Here is a 19,318-nt window from a genome sequence, read left to right on the forward strand (position 1 = left end):
AATCAACGTACAATGCAATCAATTTCGCTGCCGGGTTGCACGACGGGGCGTCACGGCACTAGCCTGTTGCCATGACCGACGACGCACCCCCGACCGCCACCCGGCTGACCGACGTCGCCCGCCGCGCGGGCGTGTCCACGGCCACCGTCAGCCGCGCCCTGTCGCGCCCCGAGATGGTGTCGCCCGCCGCCCGCGACGCGGTGCAGCGCGCGGTCGCGGCGACGGGCTACCGGATGAACCACGCCGCGCGGAACCTGCGCAAGCAGCGGACCGGCGCCATCGTCGCGCTGGTGCCCAACCTCGGCAACCCGTTCTTCGCCAAGATCCTGTCCGGGATGGGGCAGGAACTGAGCGCCGCGGGCTACGACCTGCTCGTCGGCGACACGATGGAGGCGGGTGGCCGGCACCGTGCGCTGGACCGGTTCCTCGATCCCTCGCGCGCGGACGGGATCATCCTGCTGGACGGGCAGGTCACGCTGGACGACCTGCGCGCCCTTCCCGACGCGCCGCCGGTGGTGATGGCCTGCGAGTGGATCGAGGGCGCGGCCCTGCCCCGCGTCGTGCTGGACAACGCGGCCGGGGCCGGGATGGCCGCGCGGCACCTGTTGGACCTCGGGCACCGGCGGATCGGCTGGATCGGCGGTCCCGAGGGGAACGTGCTGCACCTGTCGCGGCTGGCGGGGCTGCGCCGCGCGCTGCCGGACCTGGCCGAGGGCTACGTGGGCGATTTCTCGCTGCAGGCCGGCGCGCGCGCGGGGGCGGAGTGGCTGGCCCGCGATCCCGCCGCGCGAGCGACCGGGATCGCGGCCTTCAGCGACGAGATGGCCGCGGGCTTCATGGCCGAGCTGCAGCGCGCGGGCGTGTCGATCCCGGCCGAGGTGTCGGTGGTGGGTTTCGACGGGATCGACTGGGTCGCGCACCTGCCGACGCCGCTCACGACCGTGCGCCAGCCCAAGCAGGACCTGGGCCGCACCGCCGCCCGCACCCTGCTGGCGCGGATCCGGGGCGAGACGATCCCGGTCGAGACCGTGCTGCAACCCGAACTGCTCGTCCGCGCCTCGACCGGCCCAGAGCCGGGTTGAGCCGGGTTGAGCCGGGTTGAGCCGGATCAGTCCGCCGGCGGCTCGCCGTCCGGCCCGGGCCCGACGCCGGTGTCGGCATCCGGATCGGCGCCCGTGTCGGCATCCGGATCGTCGCCCGGCTCGAGATCCGTATCGCCGCCGCCGTCCGCAGCGAATTCTTCCGGCGCGGGGCCACCCTCGCCCGCGTCCTCGGGCTGCGGTTCGGTGTCGGGCTCATAGACCAGCTCGGGCTGTGCCGGGTTGGTGCCGTCGTTGCAGGTCACGACCCAGATATCGTAGCGCGCATCGTCCAGCGCCGACAGCGCGGGCGACGACGCGATCATCCACCCCGAAAAGGGCGTGGTCCCGGTTTTGCGGTTGGTGATCGTCATCTGCGCGAAGGCGTCGGAATCGGGGTCGTCCGCGGGTTCCCGGCACTCGCCCAGCCGCACGGTCAGGCGGCCGAAATCGACGCTGTCGCCCACCGCCAGCGGCAGGTCGGTCGTGACGCCCGAAATCTTGTCGAGGCCCCGCAGCAGGGCGCCATCCGCGCGCACGACCCGCGGACCCGCATCCTGCGCCGCGGCTGCCCGGCGGGCGGCGGGCCGGTCGGACGGGGCCTGGGCGAAGGCAGCCTGGGCGAACACGGTCCCACCGGACGCCGGGATCATCGCCCCGATCGCCGTCAGTGCCACGGCACCCGCCGCCACGCGCGCGCCTGCCCGCATCATCCCCGCCATCCGCATGGCGGCCGGTTACTCGGGCCGCCAGGCGTCGTAGTCGCGCCGCTCGATCGGGTCGGCGCGCAGCAGCGAGCCCGCGGGAACGTAGGCGGCGGGGGTGCCGGTCAGGTTCGGGCGATGCGGCGCTTCCCACGGCTTGCGGACCAGCGGCGCGCGGGTTGGCGGCTCGTCATAGGTGTGGTGCAGCCAACCGTGCCATTCGGGGCTGACCCGGCTCGCCTCGGATTCACCGTTGTAGATGACCCAGCGCCGCTTGCCGCCGGCCGTCTGGTAATAGACGTTGCCCTGTTCGTCCTCGCCGACCTTCGCGCCGTTGAGCGCGGTCCAGACCTGCGTGTTGAGCGTCTGCCCGTTCCACCAGGTCAGCAGGCGATGGATGATCGACTTCGACGACATGGGAGATGATCCTTGCGGCAACCTTGCCGGGCGGTATCGCGCAATCCGGGGACGAGGTCCAGCGCCTTGCGGGGACCGTGCGCGCCCCCTTGCGCGGATGAGCGCGGTGCGCCATCGCTGGCGCGGGGCAAGGGGGAGGAGCTTCGGACATGGTCGACGTGCTGATCGCGGGGGGCGCGGTGATGGGCGCATCGGTGGCGTTCTGGCTGAAGCGGCTGGACCCCGCGCTCGACATCGAGGTGGTCGAGCCGGACCCGACCTACGCCACCAGCTCGACCGCGCTTGCCGCCTCGGGGATCCGGATGCAGTTCTCGGACCCTGTAAACGTCGAGATCAGCCGCTTCGGCGTCGACTTCATCCGCGACTTCGCCCGCCACACCGGCCCCGCCGGCGAGGTGCCTGACCTCGGCTTCAAGGAGAACGGCTACCTGTTCCTCGCCTCGACCGACACCGGGGCGGCGACGATGGAAAGCCTTGCCGCCATGCAGCGCGGGCTCGGCGCGGGAACGCGGGTGCTGGGCCGGGGCGAGCTGGCCGAGAAGTTCCCCTGGATGCAGCTCGACGACATCGTGGCGGGGTCGCTGGGGTCGCGGGACGAGGGGTTCTTCGACAACATGGGCCTGCTCTACGGCTTCCGGAACGCGGCCCGCGCCGCGGGCGTCAGGTTCGTGCGCGACCGCGTGGTGGCGCTGGAACGGGACGGCGACCGCGTTGCGGCGGCGGTCCTGGAACAGGGCGGGCCCCGGACGGCGCAGGCTTACGTCAACTGCATCGGCCCGCGCGCGGCGACGCTGATGAGGACCGCGGGCCTCGACCTTCCGGTCGAGCCGCGGAAGCGCACCGTTTTCGTCGTGGACGCGCCGCAGGCCCGCCACCCGGACGCACCGCTGGTGATCGACCCTTCGGGCATCTGGTTCCGGCCCGAACATGGCCAATGGCTCGCCGCGACGGTCCCTGCAACGGACGGCCCCTGCGACGAGAACGACTTCGACCCCGAGCACGCGCTCTTCGAGGACGAGGTCTGGCCCGCGCTCTACAACCGCGCCGAGGGCTTCGGCGAGGCGAAGGTGGTGCGGATGTGGGCCGGGCACTATGCCTTCAACACGCTCGACCAGAACGCGATCCTCGGGCGCAACCCGCAGGTGCCGAACCTCTATCACGCGAACGGCTTCTCCGGGCACGGGCTGCAGCAGGCCCCGGCGGTCGGGCGCGGCATCGCCGAGCAGATCGTGCACGGCGACTGGGTGACGCTGGACCTGTCGCCCCTGTCGCTGCAGCGTGTCCTGGACGGCCGCCCGATGACCGAGGCGGCCGTGGTCTGACCCTCGACCGCTTTCCTGCGCCGCCCGACCGTGGCATGAAGCGGCCACCCTGCGAGAGACGTCACATGCCCTTCACCATCGCCATCGACGGACCCGCCGCGTCGGGAAAGGGGACCATCGCGCGCGCGCTGGCCGCGCATTACGGCTTTGCCCATCTCGATACGGGGCTGCTGTACCGCGCGGTCGGCGCGCGCGGCGGCGATCCCGTCGCGGCCGCGCGGGCGCTGGAGCCTGCGGACCTCGCCCGCCCCGGCCTCCGCACCGCCGAGGCGGGGATCGCGGCCAGCATCGTCGCGGCGATCCCCGAGGTGCGGGCGGCGCTCGTCGACTTCCAGCGCCGCTTCGCCGCGCAGGAGCCGGGGGCGATCCTCGACGGGCGCGACATCGGCACCGCGATCTGCCCGCACGCCGAGGTGAAACTCTACGTCATCGCCGACGACCGCACCCGCGCGCAGCGCCGCGCGGCCGAACTGGACGCCGACGAGGACGAGACCCTCGCCCAGCTGCGCGACCGCGATGCCCGCGACAGCACCCGCGCGACGACACCGCTGCGCCCCGCACCCGACGCGGTGTTCCTCGACACTACCACGCTCACCATCGACGAGGCGATCGCCCGCGCGGTGGCCGAGGTCGAGGCCAGGATGGACGACTGAGGCCGGATCGGCCGGGCGGTCGGGACCCGTGGTCGTCCGGTTCGGCCGCGACCCGGCTTCGAGCGCCCGCCCCCCTCGCCCGGCTTGCGCCGGCGGACGTGGCGCGGTATAGGCGCGCCAGTCTTCCAGGCGACGTGCTTTCAGGCGACATGGCCACAACAGGCCGCTGCAGATCGGGTCGGGCGCACAGCCGCGACCCTTTGTCGTTGCCCGGCCACCGCCGCCTGCGGGACATCACAATCAGACCGGCGGAGCCAACCGCCCGGCCCGTAAAGTGCAACGCAAAGGATATCACCGCCACATGGCGAAAAACGCATCCATGGAGGAGTTCGAGGCCCTCCTGAACGACAGCCTCGAGATCGACACGCCCAGCGAAGGCTCGGTCGTGCGCGGCAAGGTCATCGCCATCGAGGCGGGCCAAGCCATCATCGACGTCGGCTACAAGATGGAAGGCCGCGTCGATCTGAAGGAATTCGCAGGGCCTGGCGAGGAAGCCAGCCTGCAGGTCGGCGACGAAGTCGAAGTGTTCCTCGACCGGGTCGAGAACGCGCGCGGCGAAGCCTCGATCAGCCGCGAGAAGGCCCGCCGCGAAGAGGCGTGGGACCGCCTGGAGCAGGCCTACGCCAAGGAAGAGCGCGTCGACGGCGCCATCTTCGGCCGCGTCAAGGGCGGCTTCACCGTGGACCTGGGCGGCGCTGTCGCGTTCCTGCCGGGTTCGCAGGTCGACGTGCGCCCCGTGCGCGATGCCGGCCCGCTGATGGGCCTGAAGCAGCCGTTCCAGATCCTCAAGATGGACCGCCGCCGCGGCAACATCGTCGTGTCGCGCCGCGCCATTCTTGAAGAGAGCCGCGCCGAGCAGCGCGCCGAGGTCATCGCCAACCTGCACGAAGGTCAGGTCGTCGACGGCGTGGTCAAGAACATCACCGAATACGGCGCGTTCGTCGACCTCGGCGGCGTGGACGGCCTGCTGCACGTCACCGACATGGCGTGGCGCCGCGTGAACCACCCGTCCGAGATCCTGGCGATCGGCGAAACCGTCAAGGTGCAGGTCGTCAAGATCAACAAGGAAACCCACCGCATCAGCCTGGGCATGAAGCAGCTCCAGTCCGATCCGTGGGACACCGTGGCCGACAAGTTCCCGATCGGGTCGGTCCACAAGGGCCGCGTCACCAACATCACCGACTACGGCGCCTTCGTGGAGCTGGAAGCCGGGATCGAGGGCCTGGTCCACGTCTCGGAAATGTCCTGGACCAAGAAGAACGTCCACCCCGGCAAGATCGTCTCGACCTCGCAGGAAGTCGACGTCATGGTGCTGGAGATCGACGAGCAGAAGCGCCGCGTGAGCCTGGGCCTGAAGCAGACCCAGCGTAACCCGTGGGAAGTGTTCGCCGAGACCCACCCCGCCGGCACCCAGATCGAGGGCGAGGTCAAGAACATCACCGAGTTCGGTCTGTTCGTGGGCCTGGAAGGCGACATCGACGGCATGGTCCACCTGTCGGACCTGTCGTGGGACCAGCGCGGCGAGGACGCGATCCAGAACTTCCGCAAGGGCGACGTCGTCCGCGCGGCGGTCCAGGAAGTCGACGTCGAGAAGGAGCGGATCTCGCTCTCGATCAAGGCGCTGGAAAACGACACCATGTCGGAAGCCGTTGACGGCGTGAAGCGTGGCTCGGTCGTGTCGGTCGTCGTGACCGCCGTCGAGGACGGCGGGATCGAGGTGGAATACAACGGCGTGAAGTCGTTCATCCGCCGCTCGGACCTCGCCCGCGACCGCCAGGACCAGCGCCCCGAGCGCTTCCAGGTCGGCGACACCATCGACGCCCGCGTGACCAACATCGACACCAAGACCCGCCGCCTGGGCCTGTCGATCAAGGCCCGCGAGATCGCCGAGGAAAAGGAGGCGATCGACCAGTACGGCTCGTCCGATTCGGGCGCTTCGCTGGGCGACATCCTGGGCGCCGCGCTGAAGAACCGCGGCTGATCCCGGCCCTACATGGCGAAACACGGTGCGCCGCCCCTCGGGGCGGCGTTGCCATTTCCGCGCGGGACCATGTCCAAGGTGTCGCAGGCCGGCGGAAAACTGCGTGCAACCATTTGGCTTTATTCGCGTTCCTCGTGACAGGCTTGGCTGGCCCGCATGGCTCCGGCCCGAGGGTTCTGCCCCCGGACGGGGTCGCCGAGCACGGGGTCGCCGAGCACGGGGCTTGCCGCGCACGCAGGGGTTCAGATGATCCGGTCCGAATTGATCCAGAAGATTGCCGATGAGAACCCCCACCTGGTCCAGCGTGATGTCGAGAAGATCGTGGCGACCGTGTTCGAGGAAGTGATCGCCGCCATGGCGCGCGGTGATCGGGTCGAGCTGCGGGGGTTCGGCGCGTTCTCGGTCAAGAAGCGGGACGCAAGGCAAGGCCGCAATCCGCGCACGGGCGACATGGTGCAGGTAGAACAGAAGCACGTCCCGTTCTTCAAGACCGGCAAGCTGCTGCGGGACCGCCTGAACGCCGGCGAGTGACACCGGCGCCGCCGTCGTGCCCGGACGATTGCTCGTGGTCGGCACCGGACAACGCGGCGCGGCAATGACCGGGTCGCCAGCCCGCCTTTGCGGGCGGCGGTTGCGGGCGGCGGCGCGATGCGCCAGATTGCGGCCAACGCGCACGCCGCCGCGACAGCGCCGCGCAATCCCGACTTCGGCCCGAGGAGCCTGCCCATGCGAACCCTTCGCCTTCTGTTCGTGATCTTGCTGGGGCTCGTGCTGATCTGCGTGGCGCTTGCGAACCGCGCGCCCGTCACCGTAAGCCTGATGCCCCAGAACGTGGCCGACTTCATCGGTGGGCGCTGGTCGCTTTCGATGCCGCTGTTCCTTCTGATCTTCCTGACGCTGGTGATCGGGCTGGTCCTGGGCATCGTCGCCGAATGGATGCGGGAATCGCATTACCGGAACATTGCCGCGCAGCGGCGGCGCGAAGTGGCCGCGCGGACGCGCGGGGGGCCCGTCACCGTGGCCGCGACCGGCGTGGCCGTCCCGCAGGACGACGTGCTGGCGATCCTCGACGCGTCCCGGCCGCAGCCCGCCGGCGCCGCGACCTCCGGCCCGCTCGTTCCCGCCCGCATCCCCGCGACCACGCCCGGCGCCGTCGCCGCCCGCCCGTGATCCGCTGGATGACCGGGCCGTGACCGCCGCCGTCAAGATCTGCGGCCTGAGCCGGGCCGAGGATGTCCGCGCCGCCGCGCAGGCCGGCGCGCGGTACGCGGGCTTCGTTTTCTTCCCCCGCTCGCCCCGCAACGTGTCGCCCGAACAGGCGGCGGCGCTGGCGATTGCCGCGCCCGAGGGGCTCGCGCGGGTCGGGCTGTTCGTTGACCCGGACGACGCCGACCTCGACCGCGTGCTGGCGACCGTACCGCTCGACATCGTGCAGCTGCACGGGGCCGAGACGCCCGCCCGCGTGGCCGCGATCCGCGCCCTGACGGGGCTGCCGGTGATGAAGGCCGTGGGGGTTGCCGAGGCCGCCGACCTGCCCGCGCTGACCGACTACGGTGTCGTGGCCGACATCCTGCTGATCGACGCCAAGGCACCGAAGGACGCGGCGCTGCCGGGCGGAAACGGGCTGTCATTCGACTGGCGGCTTCTGGCGGGGCGACGGATGCTGCGGCCCTGGATGCTGGCGGGCGGCCTGACCCCCGCCAACGTGGCCGAGGCGATCGCCCTGACCGGCGCGGCCGCGGTCGACGTCAGTTCCGGCGTGGAAAGCGCACCCGGCGTGAAGGACGCAGGGCTGATCCGCGGCTTCGTCGCCGCCGCGACCCAAGGCGATCGCGCCCGGTGATCTGGCGCGAGGCCACCCGCCTCGACGTCCCGGCCATCGTGGCGCTGCTCGCCGCCGACTCGCTTGGCCAGTCGCGCGAGATCGCGGACCCGTCCGCCTATCTCGCCGCCTTCGACGCGATGGCGGCCGAGGGCGCGAACCACCAGATCGTGGCCGAGGACGGCGGCCGCGTCGTCGCCTGCTACCAGATCACCTTCATTTCCGGCCTGTCGCTGCAGGGCACCCGCCGCGCGCTGGTCGAGGCCGTCCGGGTTTCCCCGGGGCTGCGCGGGCAGGGCATCGGCGCGCAGATGTTCGCCGATGCCGAGGCGCGCGCCCGCGCCGCGGGTTGCAGGATCATGCAGCTGACCACCAACGCCGCCCGCACCGACGCGCACCGCTTCTACGACCGGCTCGGGTTTACCGCGTCCCATGTCGGGTTTAAGAAAACGCTCTGATCCCGGCCGACAGGAGCGTGCGATGGACGATCTGCTGAACAGCTACATGAGCGGCCCCGACGAGCAGGGCCGTTTCGGCATCTTCGGCGGCCGCTTCGTCAGCGAGACGCTGATGCCGCTGATCCTGGACCTGCAGGCCGAATACGACCGCGCCAAGGCCGACCCCGCCTTCGCCGCCGAGATGGAGGACCTGCAGGTCAACTACGTCGGCCGCCCCTCGCCGCTCTACAAGGCCGAGCGGCTGACCGAACGGCTTGGCGGCGCGACGGTGTATTTCAAGCGCGAGGAGCTGAACCACACCGGCAGCCACAAGGTGAACAACGTGCTGGGGCAGATCCTGCTGGCGCGGCGCATGGGCAAGACCCGGATCATCGCGGAAACCGGCGCGGGCCAGCACGGGGTCGCCACCGCGACCGTCTGCGCGCGGTTCGGGCTGAAATGCGTGGTCTACATGGGCGCGCACGACGTCGAGCGCCAGCAGCCGAACGTGTTCCGCATGCGCCTGCTCGGGGCCGAGGTCGTCGCGGTGAAGTCCGGCCGCGGCACCCTGAAGGACGCGATGAACGACGCGATGCGCGACTGGGTCACGAACGTGCACGACACCTTCTACTGCATCGGCACCGTGGCGGGCCCGCATCCCTACCCCGCAATGGTCCGCGACTTCCAGTCGATCATCGGACGCGAGACAAAGACGCAGATCATGTCCGCCGAAGGGCGCCTGCCCGACACGATCATCGCCGCGATCGGCGGCGGGTCGAACGCCATGGGGCTGTTCCACCCGTTCCTCGACGACCCGTCGGTCCGGATCATCGGGGTCGAGGCCGGCGGCAAGGGCGTTGACGCCCGGATGGAGCACTGCGCGAGCCTGTCGGGCGGCCGCCCGGGCGTCCTTCACGGCAACCGCACCTATCTTCTGCAGGACGACGACGGCCAGATCCTCGAAGGCAGCTCGATCAGCGCGGGCCTCGACTATCCCGGGATCGGTCCGGAACATGCGTGGCTGCACGAGGTGGGCCGCGCCGAATACGTCGCCATCACCGACAACGAGGCGCTCGCGGCCTTCGCGCTCTGCTGCGAGACGGAAGGGATCATCCCCGCGCTCGAGCCCAGCCACGCGCTGGCCCACGTGGCGAAGATCGCCCCCGCGCTGCCGCGCGAGCACCTGATCGTGCTAAACCTGTCGGGCCGGGGCGACAAGGACATCTTCACCGTGGCCCGGCATCTGGGGGTGGAGATCACGGCCTGACGCAGGGGCCGCTCAGCGGGTCAGCGTCAGGACGTTCAGGACCGATTCGCGGTAGGGAAGCGGAAAGGTGATCCGGGCGGTATCGGGCCCGGTGAGTTCCAGCACGCCCACGTCCGGCAGGGTCTCGCCGGTCGAGATGTCCACGACCTCGGGAAAATCCGCGTAGGGCATCGGCTGCTCACCTTCCACGAAGGTCGAGCCGAGATAGACCCAGCGCCCGTCCGACATCTGCAGCGTTCCCCGGGTGCGCTGTGATCCGGTGAGCTTGTCGAAGGTCAGGCGGTCGCCGTCCCTTCCGAGCCGGCAGCGGAACGGCGGGTAGCTCACCGCTGGCAGCAGCCCGCCGATCTTCGTCATGCTGCAATTCCATTCGCCCTCGAGGTCCGCCGCGTCGGCCGGCACGGCGTCGCCCTTCAGCGCCGCCCGTGCCAGCGCCACCTGCGCCGCGTCGCCTTCCACCACGAGCTGCCGCAGGGCAATCCCGGTCGCCGCGTCGAGGTTGGCCAGCCGCTCTGCGTCAGCCTCGCGGATGGGCGGCGCTCCGGGCGCGGGTTGCGGCAGCGCGGCGGTCGGCAGCGTGGCGGTCGGCAGGGCGGCCACCAGCACGGCAGCGACGAGGGCGGTGCGGGTCATCTGCAAGCTCCTTCTGCACGGCCGGACAGCGCGGGAAGATCAGCCCTGACCCGTCCCGTCCCCGTTCCGGGTCGGGGCGTCAACCGCGTGCGCGCGCAGCAGTTCCAGCGGCACCACCCGGGTCGCGGCGCTGTGCGTCGCCGCGAGGACGACGCGGGGCGCCGCAAATTCCTGCGCCGCCTGCAGGAAGCGGCCGGCGCACAGGCACCAGCGATCGCCCGGCTTCAACCCGGCGAAGCGGTACTCGGGGCGCGGCGTCGACAGGTCATTGCCGAGATACTTCGAGAAGGCGAGGAACTCCGCCGTCACCACCACGCAGACGGTATGGTTGCCGCGATCCTCGGGCCCGGTGTCGCAGCAGCCGTTGCGGTAGAACCCGGTCATCGGGTCGGTCGAGCAGCTTTCCAGCGGCCCCCCAAGGACATTGAGCGACGGTTCCATCACGACTTTCCCCCGAACAGCGACCGCAGCGCGTCCAGCTTGCCGGCAAGGTCGGTCGTACGTTCCGCGGGTGCGGGCGCGGGCACGGGTGTGGACCTGGGCGGCGGTTTCGGCCCCGGCGCGTCATTCGGCCGCGCGGTGCCGCTGTTCCGCGCCGGCTGGGTCCGCGCCGCGACGAGGGTGGCGAACCGGACGTCGTCCCGCGCGGCCAGGGCCGGCGCGCCGTCCGAGACGCCCCGGATCACGTCGTCCAGCCAGTCCGCGTCGGCCTTGGCGAAGTCCGACAGCACGTAGCCCGACACCCGGTCCTTGTGCCCCGGATGACCGATCCCCAGCCGCACGCGGCGATACCCCTCGCCCACGTGCTGGTGGATCGACCGCAGCCCGTTATGGCCCGCGTGACCCCCGCCCGTCTTGACCCGGACCTTGCCCGGCGCGAGGTCCAGTTCGTCGTGCAGCACCACGACATCGGCCGGATCGAGCTTCAGGTACCGCATCGCCTCGCCCACCGACTGGCCGCTGGCGTTCATGAAGGTCTGCGGCTTCAGGGCCACGACCTTCTCGCCCCCGAGCCGCCCTTCCGCGGCCAGCCCCTGGAACCGCGCCCGCCAGGGCGAGAAGCCGTGGTCGGCCGCGATCCGATCAACGGCCATCCAGCCGATGTTGTGGCGGTTGCCCGCGTATTGCGCGCCCGGGTTGCCCAGTCCGACGATCAGCTGCACCGGCCCACCTTTCCCTGCAATTCGACCCATACCTTGCAGGTGGCGTCGCGCGTTACTAAGACTCTGTCAACCTTTCGCCCGTAAAGACGGTGGACGGGCAGGACCGCGGGCGGGTGTGCCCGCGACGGACGATCACAGGGGCTGAGATGCACGATCCGCAAGAATTCTACATGAACAACCTTGTCCCGATGGTAGTGGAACAGACCAGCCGGGGCGAACGCGCCTACGACATCTTCTCGCGCCTGCTCAAGGAACGCATCATCTTCGTGGCGGGGCCCGTCCACGACGGCATGGCCACGCTGATCTCGGCCCAGCTGCTGTTCCTCGAGGCGGAGAACCCGTCCAAGGACATCAGCATCTACATCAACAGCCCGGGCGGCGTGGTGACGGCGGGCCTGTCGATCTACGACACCATGCAGTACGTCCGCCCGCGGATTTCCACCCTGGTGATCGGGCAGGCCGCCTCGATGGGCGCGCTGCTGCTGATGGGCGGCGAGAAGGGGGCGCGCTATTCGCTTCCGAACAGCCGGATCATGGTGCACCAGCCCTCGGGCGGGTTCCGCGGCAACACCTCGGACCTGCTGATCCACGCCGAGGAAACGCACAAGCTGAAGCACCGGATGAACGAAATCTACGTCGAACATACCGGCCGCTCCCTGGAAGAGGTGGAACGCGCGCTCGACCGCGACCGCTTCATGTCGCCCGAGGAGGCGAGGGAGTTCGGGTTGATCGACGAGATTCTGCAGAACCGCGGCAAGGCGGTCCCCGACAGCTGAGCAGGGACGGAGCGGCGGAGGCTGCCTGCCGCTGCCCCGCCCCTCACAACATTTCCATGATCCGTTTTGGGATTGTGACAACATGGCGGCGTCCCTAGATTGGGACGACGAGCGGAGCCGGCGCTTCTGCCGCCTCCGGCATCTGCCGGCGCTATCAGCCCGCAGCGACGAAGGACAAGGAACTGACCATGGCGAACCAGCCCGGCAGCGACAGCAAGAACACGCTCTATTGCAGCTTCTGCGGCAAGAGCCAGCACGAGGTCCGCAAGCTGATCGCGGGCCCGACGGTGTTCATCTGCGACGAATGCGTCGAGCTGTGCATGGACATCATCCGCGAGGAAACCAAGTCGTCGGGCCTGAAATCCGGCGAGGGCGTGCCGACCCCGCGCGAGCTGATGGCGGTCCTCGACGACTACGTGATCGGCCAGGAACACGCCAAGCGCGTGCTGTCGGTCGCCGTCCACAACCACTACAAGCGGCTGAACCACGGCTCGAAGGCCGATATCGAGCTGGCGAAGTCGAACATCCTGCTGATCGGCCCGACCGGCTGCGGCAAGACGCTGCTGGCGCAGACGCTCGCCCGGATCCTCGACGTGCCGTTCACCATGGCCGACGCGACGACGCTGACCGAGGCGGGCTACGTCGGCGAGGACGTCGAGAACATCATCCTCAAGCTGCTGCAGGCGTCGGAATACAACGTCGAGCGGGCGCAGCGCGGCATCGTCTACATCGACGAGGTCGACAAGATCACCCGCAAGTCCGACAACCCCTCGATCACCCGCGACGTCTCGGGCGAGGGCGTGCAGCAGGCGCTGCTGAAGATCATGGAAGGGACGGTCGCGTCCGTGCCGCCGCAGGGTGGCCGCAAGCATCCGCAGCAGGAATTCCTGCAGGTGGACACGACCAACATCCTGTTCATCTGCGGCGGCGCCTTCGCGGGGCTGGAACGCATCATCGCGCAGCGCAACAAGGGCACGGCGATGGGCTTCGGCGCCACCGTCAAGGACAACGACGACCGCGGCGTGGGCGAGATGTTCAAGGAACTCGAGCCCGAGGACCTGCTGAAGTTCGGCCTGATCCCCGAGTTCGTCGGCCGCCTGCCGGTGATCGCAACGCTGACCGACCTCGACGAAGAGGCGCTGATCATCATCCTGACCCAGCCCAAGAACGCGCTGGTGAAGCAGTACCAGCGGCTCTTCGACCTGGAAGACGTGAAGCTGACCTTCACCGACGATGCGCTGAAGGCGATCGCGCGGCGCGCGATCAAGCGCAAGACCGGCGCCCGCGGCCTGCGTTCGATCATGGAAGACATCCTGCTCGACACCATGTTCGAACTGCCGGGGCTGGGCAGCGTGGACGAGGTCGTCGTGAACGAGGAAGCGGTGGACAACCCCGCAGCGAAGCCGCTGCTGATCCACGCCGAGCCGAAGAAGGAAGTCTCGGCCGGCTGATCGGCAGCCAAGTCGAAGTAACGAACCGCCGCCCTCCGGGGCGGCGTTGTTCTGTCGCCGCCGGAAGATCCACTCGCAGCCGACGCCGTTCCCCTACCCGCCGGCGACGAACGGCAACCGGTACCCCAGCGCCTCGGCCAGGTGCGGCGCGCGCACGTCGGGCGACGCATCGAGATCCGCGATGGTGCGCGCGGTCCGCAGCACCCGATGATAGCCCCGCGCGGTCAGGCCCAGCCGCTCGGCGGCGCGGTGGATCAGGTCGCGCCCCTCGGCGTCGGGGCGGGCGATCTCGTCCAGAACGGCGCCGGAGGCGTCGGCATTGACGCGCATCCGCGGCTGATCCGCGAAGCGGTCGGCCTGCACGGCGCGCGCCGCCCGAACGCGCGCGGCGACCTCGGCCGAGCTTTCCGCGGACGCAGGCCGTTCGAGGTCGGCGACCGACACCGCCGGCACCTCGATCCTCAGGTCGAAGCGGTCCAACAGCGGACCCGAGATGCGGCCCATGTAGTCCGACCCGCAGGCCGGCGCCTTGGCGCAGGCGCGCGCCGCATCGGCAAGCTGCCCGCAGCGGCAGGGGTTCGCGGCCGCGACGAGCAGGAAGCGGCAGGGATAGCGGACATGGGCGTTGGCGCGGGCGACCACGACCTCTCCCGTCTCGATCGGCTGGCGCAGGGTTTCCAGAACCGGACGCGAGAACTCGGGCAGCTCATCGAGGAACAGGACGCCGTTATGGGCCAGGCTGATCTGGCCGGGTTTCGCGCCGCGCCCGCCGCCGACGATCGCGGCCATCGACGCGGTGTGGTGCGGCTCGCAGAACGGCGCCTCGCGCGAGATGCCGCCATCGGCCAGCACGCCCGCGAGCGAATGGATCATCGAGGTTTCCAGCGCCTCGGCCGGGCTGAGCGGCGGCATGATGCCGGGCAGGCAGGCGGCGAGCATCGACTTGCCGGTGCCGGGCGGGCCGGTCATCAGCAGGTGGTGGCGGCCGGCGGCGGCGATCTCCAGCGCGCGGCGGGCGCGTTCCTGCCCGCGCACGTGGGCAAGGTCGCGCAGGCACGGGGCGGCGGCGACCTCGCCCGGTTTCGCGCGGGCCAGCGGCGCGCGCCCCGTCAGGTGATCCAGCGCCTGCTTCAGCGTCGCGGGCGCCAGCACGGGGACCGAGGCGACCCACGCCGCTTCCGCGCCGCAGGGCGCGGGGCAGATCAGGGTCCGGTCGTCCTCGGCCGCGGCCATGGCGGCGGGCAGCGCGCCCGCGACCGCGACCAGCCGCCCGTCGAGCGCCAGTTCCCCCAGCGACACGACCCCCGCGAGTTCGTCCGGCGGCACGATGTCCAGCGCCGCCAGCACCGCAAGCGCGATCGGCAGGTCGAAATGCGACCCCTCCTTCGGCAGGTCGGCCGGCGACAGGTTCACCGTCACGCGCCGCGACGGCATGGCGATCGACAGCGCGTTGAAGGCGGCGCGGACGCGGTCGCGCGCCTCGCTCACCGCCTTGTCGGGCAGGCCCACGATGCCGAAGGACGGCATGCCCGCGCTGACCGAGGCCTGCACCTCGACCAGCCGCGCCTCGACCCCCTCGAACGCCACCGTGAAGGCGATCGCGACCATTCCTGCCTCCTGCTGCCCGCGGAATGGCTAACGGCGCGCCGTTAACGCGGGGTTAACGGCGGCTTCCTTGTCGATCGGATCGCCCGCGCCTAGGTTCCGGGCAACGGACGAAGCTGGAGGGGCACGGACATGCAGGGCAAGCGGATCTTGCTGGTGGTGGGGGGCGGCGTCGCCGCCTTCAAGGCGCCGGAACTCGTGCGCCTGATCCGCAAGGCGGGCGCGTCGGTCACGCCGGTCCTGACCCGGGGCGGCGCCGAGTTCGTGACCCCGCTGACGCTGTCGGCGCTGGCGGGCGCGCCCTGCCACACCGATCTGTTCGACCTGACGCGCGAGGCCGAGATGGGGCATATCCAGCTGTCCCGCGCGGCCGATCTCGTGGTGGTCGTGCCGGCAACGGCCGACCTGATGGCGAAGATGGCGAACGGGCACGCGGACGACCTCGCTTCGACGCTGCTGATGGCGACCGACAAGCGGGTGCTGATCGCGCCCGCGATGAACGTGCGGATGTGGGACCACGCCGCGACCCGCCGCAACCGCGCCACGCTGGAGGGCGACGGCATCCTGTTCGTCGGCCCGGACGAGGGCGAGATGGCATGCGGCGAGTGGGGCGAGGGCCGCATGGCCGAGCCCGACCAGATCCTGGCCGCGATCCGCGCCGCGCTGTCGCCGCTGCCGACGCTACCGGCCGGCATGCCGTCCCTGCGCCTGCCGCCCGAGACGCTGGTGACGCCCCCTGCCCCGCAGCCGCTGAAGGGCCGCCACGTGATCGTGACCTCGGGCCCCACCTACGAGCCGATCGATCCCGTCCGCTACATCGCCAACCGCTCGTCTGGCGCGCAGGGGACCGCCATTGCCACGGCGCTGCGCGACCTCGGCGCGCGTGTGAGCTTCGTCACCGGCCCCGCGACCGTGCCCCCGCCCGAACGGGTGGACGTGATCCGGGTGGAGACCGCGCGCGAGATGCGCGACGCGGTGGAGGCCGCGCTGCCCGCTGACGCCGCGGTCATGGCGGCGGCGGTGGCCGACTGGCAGGTGGTGAATGCCTCCGCCCGCAAGATGAAGAAGGACGGGTCGGGCCGGCCGCCCGCGCTGGAGATGGCGGAGAACCCGGACATCCTCGCCTGGATCGGGTCAGATGCGCGGCGGCCGGCGCTGGTCGTGGGGTTCGCGGCCGAAACGCACGACGTGGTCGCCAACGCCACCTCGAAGCGGCAGCGCAAGAACGCCGACTGGATCGTGGCGAACGACGTGAGCGACGGGACCGGGATCATGGGCGGAACCGAGAACGAGATCACGCTGGTGACGTCGGACGGTGCCGAGCCGTGGCCGCGCCTCGCAAAGGCCGAGGTCGCGCGCAGGCTTGCGGCGCGGATCGCCGAGGCGCTGCAGGACGCGGGGGTGGCGGCCTCATGAGCCGCGTCTATCTCGACTGGAACGCGACGGCCCCGCTGCGGCCCGAGGCGCGGGCGGCCATGGCCGATGCGATGGACCTGATCGGCAACCCGTCCAGCGTCCATGCCGAAGGGCGCGCGGCGAAGATGCTGCTGGAACGCGCGCGCGAGGCGGTGGCGCAGGCGGCGGGCGCGCAGGCGGCGGACGTGATCTTCACCTCGGGCGCGACGGAAGCCGCGGCGCTGGTCATGGCGGGTCGCGGCCTCGCCTGTTCGGCGATCGAGCATGACGTGGTCCGGGCGTGGTCCGACGACAGCCTGCCCGCCGACGCGGGCGGCCGCGTCGCGGTTCCCGACCCGGCGCGCGCGTCGCTGCAGATGGCGAACAGCGAAACGGGCGTGCTTCAGGACCTGCCCGAAGGCCTTGCCGTCAGCGATTTGACGCAGGCCTTCGGCAAGGTGCCGCTCGCCTTCGACTGGCTGGGGATCGAGGCGGGGTTCGTCAGCGCCCACAAGCTGGGCGGCCCCAAGGGCATCGGCGCGCTGATCGTGAAGCGCGGAACCGACATCGAGGCGCGGATCCGCGGCGGCGGGCAGGAACAGGGCCGCCGCGCCGGGACGGAAAACCTGATCGGGATCGCGGGCTTCGCCGCCGCCGCCGCCGCCGCGCAGGACGACCTGGCGGCGGGATCGGCCGAAAAACAGGCCGAACTGCGGGACCGGTTGCAGAACGCTCTGGATATTGATGACGAAAACACTATGTATCCCGGGCGCGCGTCACGCAGGTTGCCGCAGACGCTGTCCATCCTGACGCCGGGGTGGAAGGGCGAGACGCAGGTGATGCAGATGGACCTGGCGGGCTTCGCGGTTTCGGCCGGGTCGGCCTGTTCGTCCGGGAAGGTCAGGCCAAGCGGCGTGCTGCGCGCGATGGGCGTGCCCGAGGCGGATGCCGCATGCGCGCTGCGCGTGTCGTTCGGCCGGGCCACGACCGCCGGGGAATTGGATCGCTTCGCCGACGCCTGGCTTACCGCCCGGTCGCGCTGGCAGAGCAAGCAGGGAAAGACAGGTTGATGGCCGCACTCGACGCAACCGAACTGGAAGTCCGCGAAGGCGTGGACCGCGAGACGGTCGAGACCGTCGCGAACATGGGGTCCTACAAGTACGGCTGGGACACCGAGATCGAGATGGAATACGCCCCCAGGGGCATCAACGAGGACATCGTCCGCCTCATCTCGGAAAAGAACGGCGAGCCGGAGTGGATGACCGACTGGCGGCTGGCCGCGTTCCGCCGCTGGGAAGGCATGACCGAGCCCCGCTGGGCGATGCTGAACTATCCCCACATCGACTACCAGGACCAGTTCTACTACGCCCGCCCGAAAAGCATGGCGGTAAAGCCGAAGTCGCTGGACGAGGTCGATCCCAAGCTGCTGGCGACGTACGCCAAGCTGGGGATCCCGCTGAAGGAACAGGCGATCCTCGCCGGGGTCGAGGGCGCCGACGCGTCCCCCATCCAGGCCCCCGGCGACGAGCGGCGCGTGGCCGTCGATGCCGTGTTCGACAGCGTCAGCGTGGGCACGACCTTCAAGGACGAGCTGGCAAAGGCCGGCGTGATCTTCTGCTCGATCAGCGAGGCGATCCGCAACCACCCCGAGCTGGTTAAGAAGTACCTCGGCTCGGTCGTGCCGCCCTCCGACAACTTCTTCGCGACGCTGAACAGCGCGGTCTTTTCGGACGGGTCGTTCGTCTACATCCCGCCGGGCGTCCGCTGCCCGATGGAGCTGTCGACCTATTTCCGCATCAATGCGGAAAACACCGGCCAGTTCGAGCGCACGCTCATCATCGCCGACAAGGGCAGCTACGTCAGCTACCTGGAAGGCTGCACCGCGCCCAAGCGCGACACCGCGCAACTGCACGCCGCCGTGGTCGAGATCGTCGTCCTCGAGGACGCCGAGGTGAAGTATTCCACCGTCCAGAACTGGTTCCCCGGCGACGAGGACGGCAAGGGCGGGATCTACAACTTCGTGACCAAGCGCGCCGACTGCCGCGAGGCGCGGGCCAAGGTCATGTGGACGCAGGTCGAGACCGGCTCGGCGATCACCTGGAAATACCCGTCCTGCATCCTGCGCGGCGAGGAAAGCCAGGGCGAGTTCTACTCCATCGCCATCGCCAACAACCTCCAGCAGGCCGATACCGGCACGAAGATGGTGCACCTGGGCAAGAACACCCGGTCGCGCATCGTGTCCAAGGGGATTTCGGCGGGCCGCGCGCAGAACACCTATCGCGGGCTCGTGTCCATGCACCCGCGCGCAACGAACAGCCGCAACTACACCCAGTGCGACAGCCTGCTGATCGGCGACAAGTGCGGCGCGCATACCGTGCCCTACATCGAGGTCAAGAACACCTCGTCGCGCGTCGAGCACGAGGCGACTACGTCCAAGGTGGACGACGACCAGCTGTTCTACTGCCGCGCCCGCGGCATGGACGAGGAAGAGGCGGTGGCGCTCGTCGTCAACGGCTTCTGCCGCGAGGTGCTGCAGGCGCTGCCGATGGAGTTCGCGATGGAAGCGCAGAGCCTCGTCGCGATCAGCCTTGAAGGGTCGGTCGGATGAGCCAG

Annotated in this window: 20 protein-coding genes; 14 read left to right on the forward strand and 6 right to left on the reverse strand. The window is 70.3% G+C overall.

The window, feature by feature from the left end; all coding sequences use genetic code 11:
- Positions 1-71 precede the first annotated feature (71 nt).
- Positions 72-1,082, forward strand: coding sequence for a LacI family DNA-binding transcriptional regulator (locus ELI80_RS04365; RefSeq protein WP_136649810.1), 1,011 nt, complete (start codon positions 72-74; stop codon positions 1,080-1,082).
- 26 nt (positions 1,083-1,108) lie between these two features.
- Here ELI80_RS04365 and ELI80_RS04370 read toward each other — a convergent pair whose 3' ends face one another.
- Together ELI80_RS04370 and ELI80_RS04375 are read right to left on the reverse strand one after the other, a co-directional pair.
- A complete protein-coding gene (locus ELI80_RS04370; protein ID WP_236641321.1) occupies positions 1,109-1,792 on the reverse strand; it encodes a DUF2155 domain-containing protein in 684 nt (227 codons plus the stop codon).
- Positions 1,793-1,816: 24 nt separating this feature from the next.
- A complete protein-coding gene (locus tag ELI80_RS04375) occupies positions 1,817-2,200 on the reverse strand; it encodes an NADH:ubiquinone oxidoreductase subunit NDUFA12 (RefSeq protein WP_136649812.1) in 384 nt (127 codons plus the stop codon).
- A gap of 149 nt (positions 2,201-2,349) precedes the next feature.
- Here ELI80_RS04375 and ELI80_RS04380 point away from each other — a divergent pair, with 149 nt between their 5' ends.
- The 8 genes from ELI80_RS04380 (at position 2,350) to trpB (ending at position 9,682) form a co-directional block, all read left to right on the forward strand.
- A complete protein-coding gene (locus ELI80_RS04380; RefSeq protein ID WP_136649813.1) occupies positions 2,350-3,522 on the forward strand; it encodes an NAD(P)/FAD-dependent oxidoreductase in 1,173 nt (390 codons plus the stop codon).
- Between the two features lie 65 nt (positions 3,523-3,587).
- A complete protein-coding gene (locus ELI80_RS04385) occupies positions 3,588-4,175 on the forward strand; it encodes a (d)CMP kinase (protein ID WP_136649814.1) in 588 nt (195 codons plus the stop codon).
- 301 nt (positions 4,176-4,476) lie between these two features.
- Positions 4,477-6,156: a 30S ribosomal protein S1 gene (rpsA, locus tag ELI80_RS04390; RefSeq protein WP_136649815.1), complete on the forward strand. Its 1,680-nt coding sequence runs from the start codon at positions 4,477-4,479 to the stop codon at positions 6,154-6,156.
- Positions 6,157-6,402: 246 nt separating this feature from the next.
- Positions 6,403-6,687 (forward strand): integration host factor subunit beta, encoded by a 285-nt coding sequence (ihfB, locus tag ELI80_RS04395; RefSeq protein WP_136649816.1) that lies wholly within the window; start codon positions 6,403-6,405, stop codon positions 6,685-6,687.
- Positions 6,688-6,882: 195 nt separating this feature from the next.
- The gene (locus ELI80_RS04400; protein WP_161596424.1) at positions 6,883-7,326 is read left to right on the forward strand and encodes a LapA family protein; all 444 of its coding nucleotides are present in this window, start codon (positions 6,883-6,885) and stop codon (positions 7,324-7,326) included.
- Positions 7,327-7,345: 19 nt separating this feature from the next.
- A complete protein-coding gene (locus tag ELI80_RS04405; RefSeq protein ID WP_136649818.1) occupies positions 7,346-7,999 on the forward strand; it encodes a phosphoribosylanthranilate isomerase in 654 nt (217 codons plus the stop codon).
- Entirely contained in the window at positions 7,996-8,436 is a 441-nt protein-coding gene (locus tag ELI80_RS04410; protein ID WP_136649819.1) for a GNAT family N-acetyltransferase, read from the forward strand. Before ELI80_RS04405 ends, ELI80_RS04410 begins: the two co-directional genes overlap by 4 nt.
- A gap of 22 nt (positions 8,437-8,458) precedes the next feature.
- Complete coding sequence (gene trpB / locus ELI80_RS04415) at positions 8,459-9,682, forward strand: tryptophan synthase subunit beta (RefSeq protein ID WP_136649820.1); 1,224 nt, start codon at positions 8,459-8,461, stop codon at positions 9,680-9,682.
- 12 nt (positions 9,683-9,694) lie between these two features.
- Here trpB and ELI80_RS04420 read toward each other — a convergent pair whose 3' ends face one another.
- The 3 genes from ELI80_RS04420 to pth are packed head-to-tail and all read right to left on the reverse strand — an operon-like array spanning position 9,695 to position 11,478.
- A complete protein-coding gene (locus tag ELI80_RS04420; RefSeq protein ID WP_136649821.1) occupies positions 9,695-10,315 on the reverse strand; it encodes a DUF4893 domain-containing protein in 621 nt (206 codons plus the stop codon).
- Positions 10,316-10,354: 39 nt separating this feature from the next.
- Entirely contained in the window at positions 10,355-10,756 is a 402-nt protein-coding gene (locus tag ELI80_RS04425) for a DUF2237 family protein (RefSeq protein ID WP_201740553.1), read from the reverse strand.
- On the reverse strand, positions 10,756-11,478 hold the full coding sequence (pth, locus tag ELI80_RS04430; RefSeq protein ID WP_136649823.1) for an aminoacyl-tRNA hydrolase: 723 nt from the start codon (positions 11,476-11,478) through the stop codon (positions 10,756-10,758). The genes ELI80_RS04425 and pth overlap by 1 nt, the downstream gene beginning before the upstream one ends.
- Positions 11,479-11,624: 146 nt before the next feature.
- Between pth and ELI80_RS04435 the strand changes: the two genes are divergently transcribed.
- Positions 11,625-12,254, forward strand: a complete 630-nt coding sequence (locus tag ELI80_RS04435) for an ATP-dependent Clp protease proteolytic subunit (RefSeq protein WP_136649824.1) — start codon at positions 11,625-11,627, stop codon at positions 12,252-12,254.
- A gap of 188 nt (positions 12,255-12,442) precedes the next feature.
- Complete coding sequence (gene clpX / locus ELI80_RS04440; protein WP_136649825.1) at positions 12,443-13,705, forward strand: ATP-dependent Clp protease ATP-binding subunit ClpX; 1,263 nt, start codon at positions 12,443-12,445, stop codon at positions 13,703-13,705.
- A gap of 93 nt (positions 13,706-13,798) precedes the next feature.
- Here clpX and ELI80_RS04445 read toward each other — a convergent pair whose 3' ends face one another.
- A complete protein-coding gene (locus ELI80_RS04445; RefSeq protein WP_136649826.1) occupies positions 13,799-15,313 on the reverse strand; it encodes a YifB family Mg chelatase-like AAA ATPase in 1,515 nt (504 codons plus the stop codon).
- 129 nt (positions 15,314-15,442) lie between these two features.
- Here ELI80_RS04445 and ELI80_RS04450 point away from each other — a divergent pair, with 129 nt between their 5' ends.
- From ELI80_RS04450 to sufB, 3 genes are read left to right on the forward strand one after another with little or no spacing between them, the layout of a single operon-like run.
- Positions 15,443-16,726 (forward strand): bifunctional phosphopantothenoylcysteine decarboxylase/phosphopantothenate synthase, encoded by a 1,284-nt coding sequence (locus tag ELI80_RS04450; protein WP_136649827.1) that lies wholly within the window; start codon positions 15,443-15,445, stop codon positions 16,724-16,726.
- On the forward strand, positions 16,723-17,775 hold the full coding sequence (locus tag ELI80_RS04455; protein WP_136649828.1) for a cysteine desulfurase family protein: 1,053 nt from the start codon (positions 16,723-16,725) through the stop codon (positions 17,773-17,775). The genes ELI80_RS04450 and ELI80_RS04455 overlap by 4 nt, the downstream gene beginning before the upstream one ends.
- The gene (gene sufB / locus ELI80_RS04460; RefSeq protein ID WP_136649829.1) at positions 17,775-19,313 is read left to right on the forward strand and encodes a Fe-S cluster assembly protein SufB; all 1,539 of its coding nucleotides are present in this window, start codon (positions 17,775-17,777) and stop codon (positions 19,311-19,313) included. Before ELI80_RS04455 ends, sufB begins: the two co-directional genes overlap by 1 nt.
- Positions 19,314-19,318 lie beyond the last annotated feature (5 nt).

This window comes from Paracoccus aeridis (assembly GCF_004923205.2).
Taxonomy (GTDB): domain Bacteria; phylum Pseudomonadota; class Alphaproteobacteria; order Rhodobacterales; family Rhodobacteraceae; genus Paracoccus; species Paracoccus aeridis.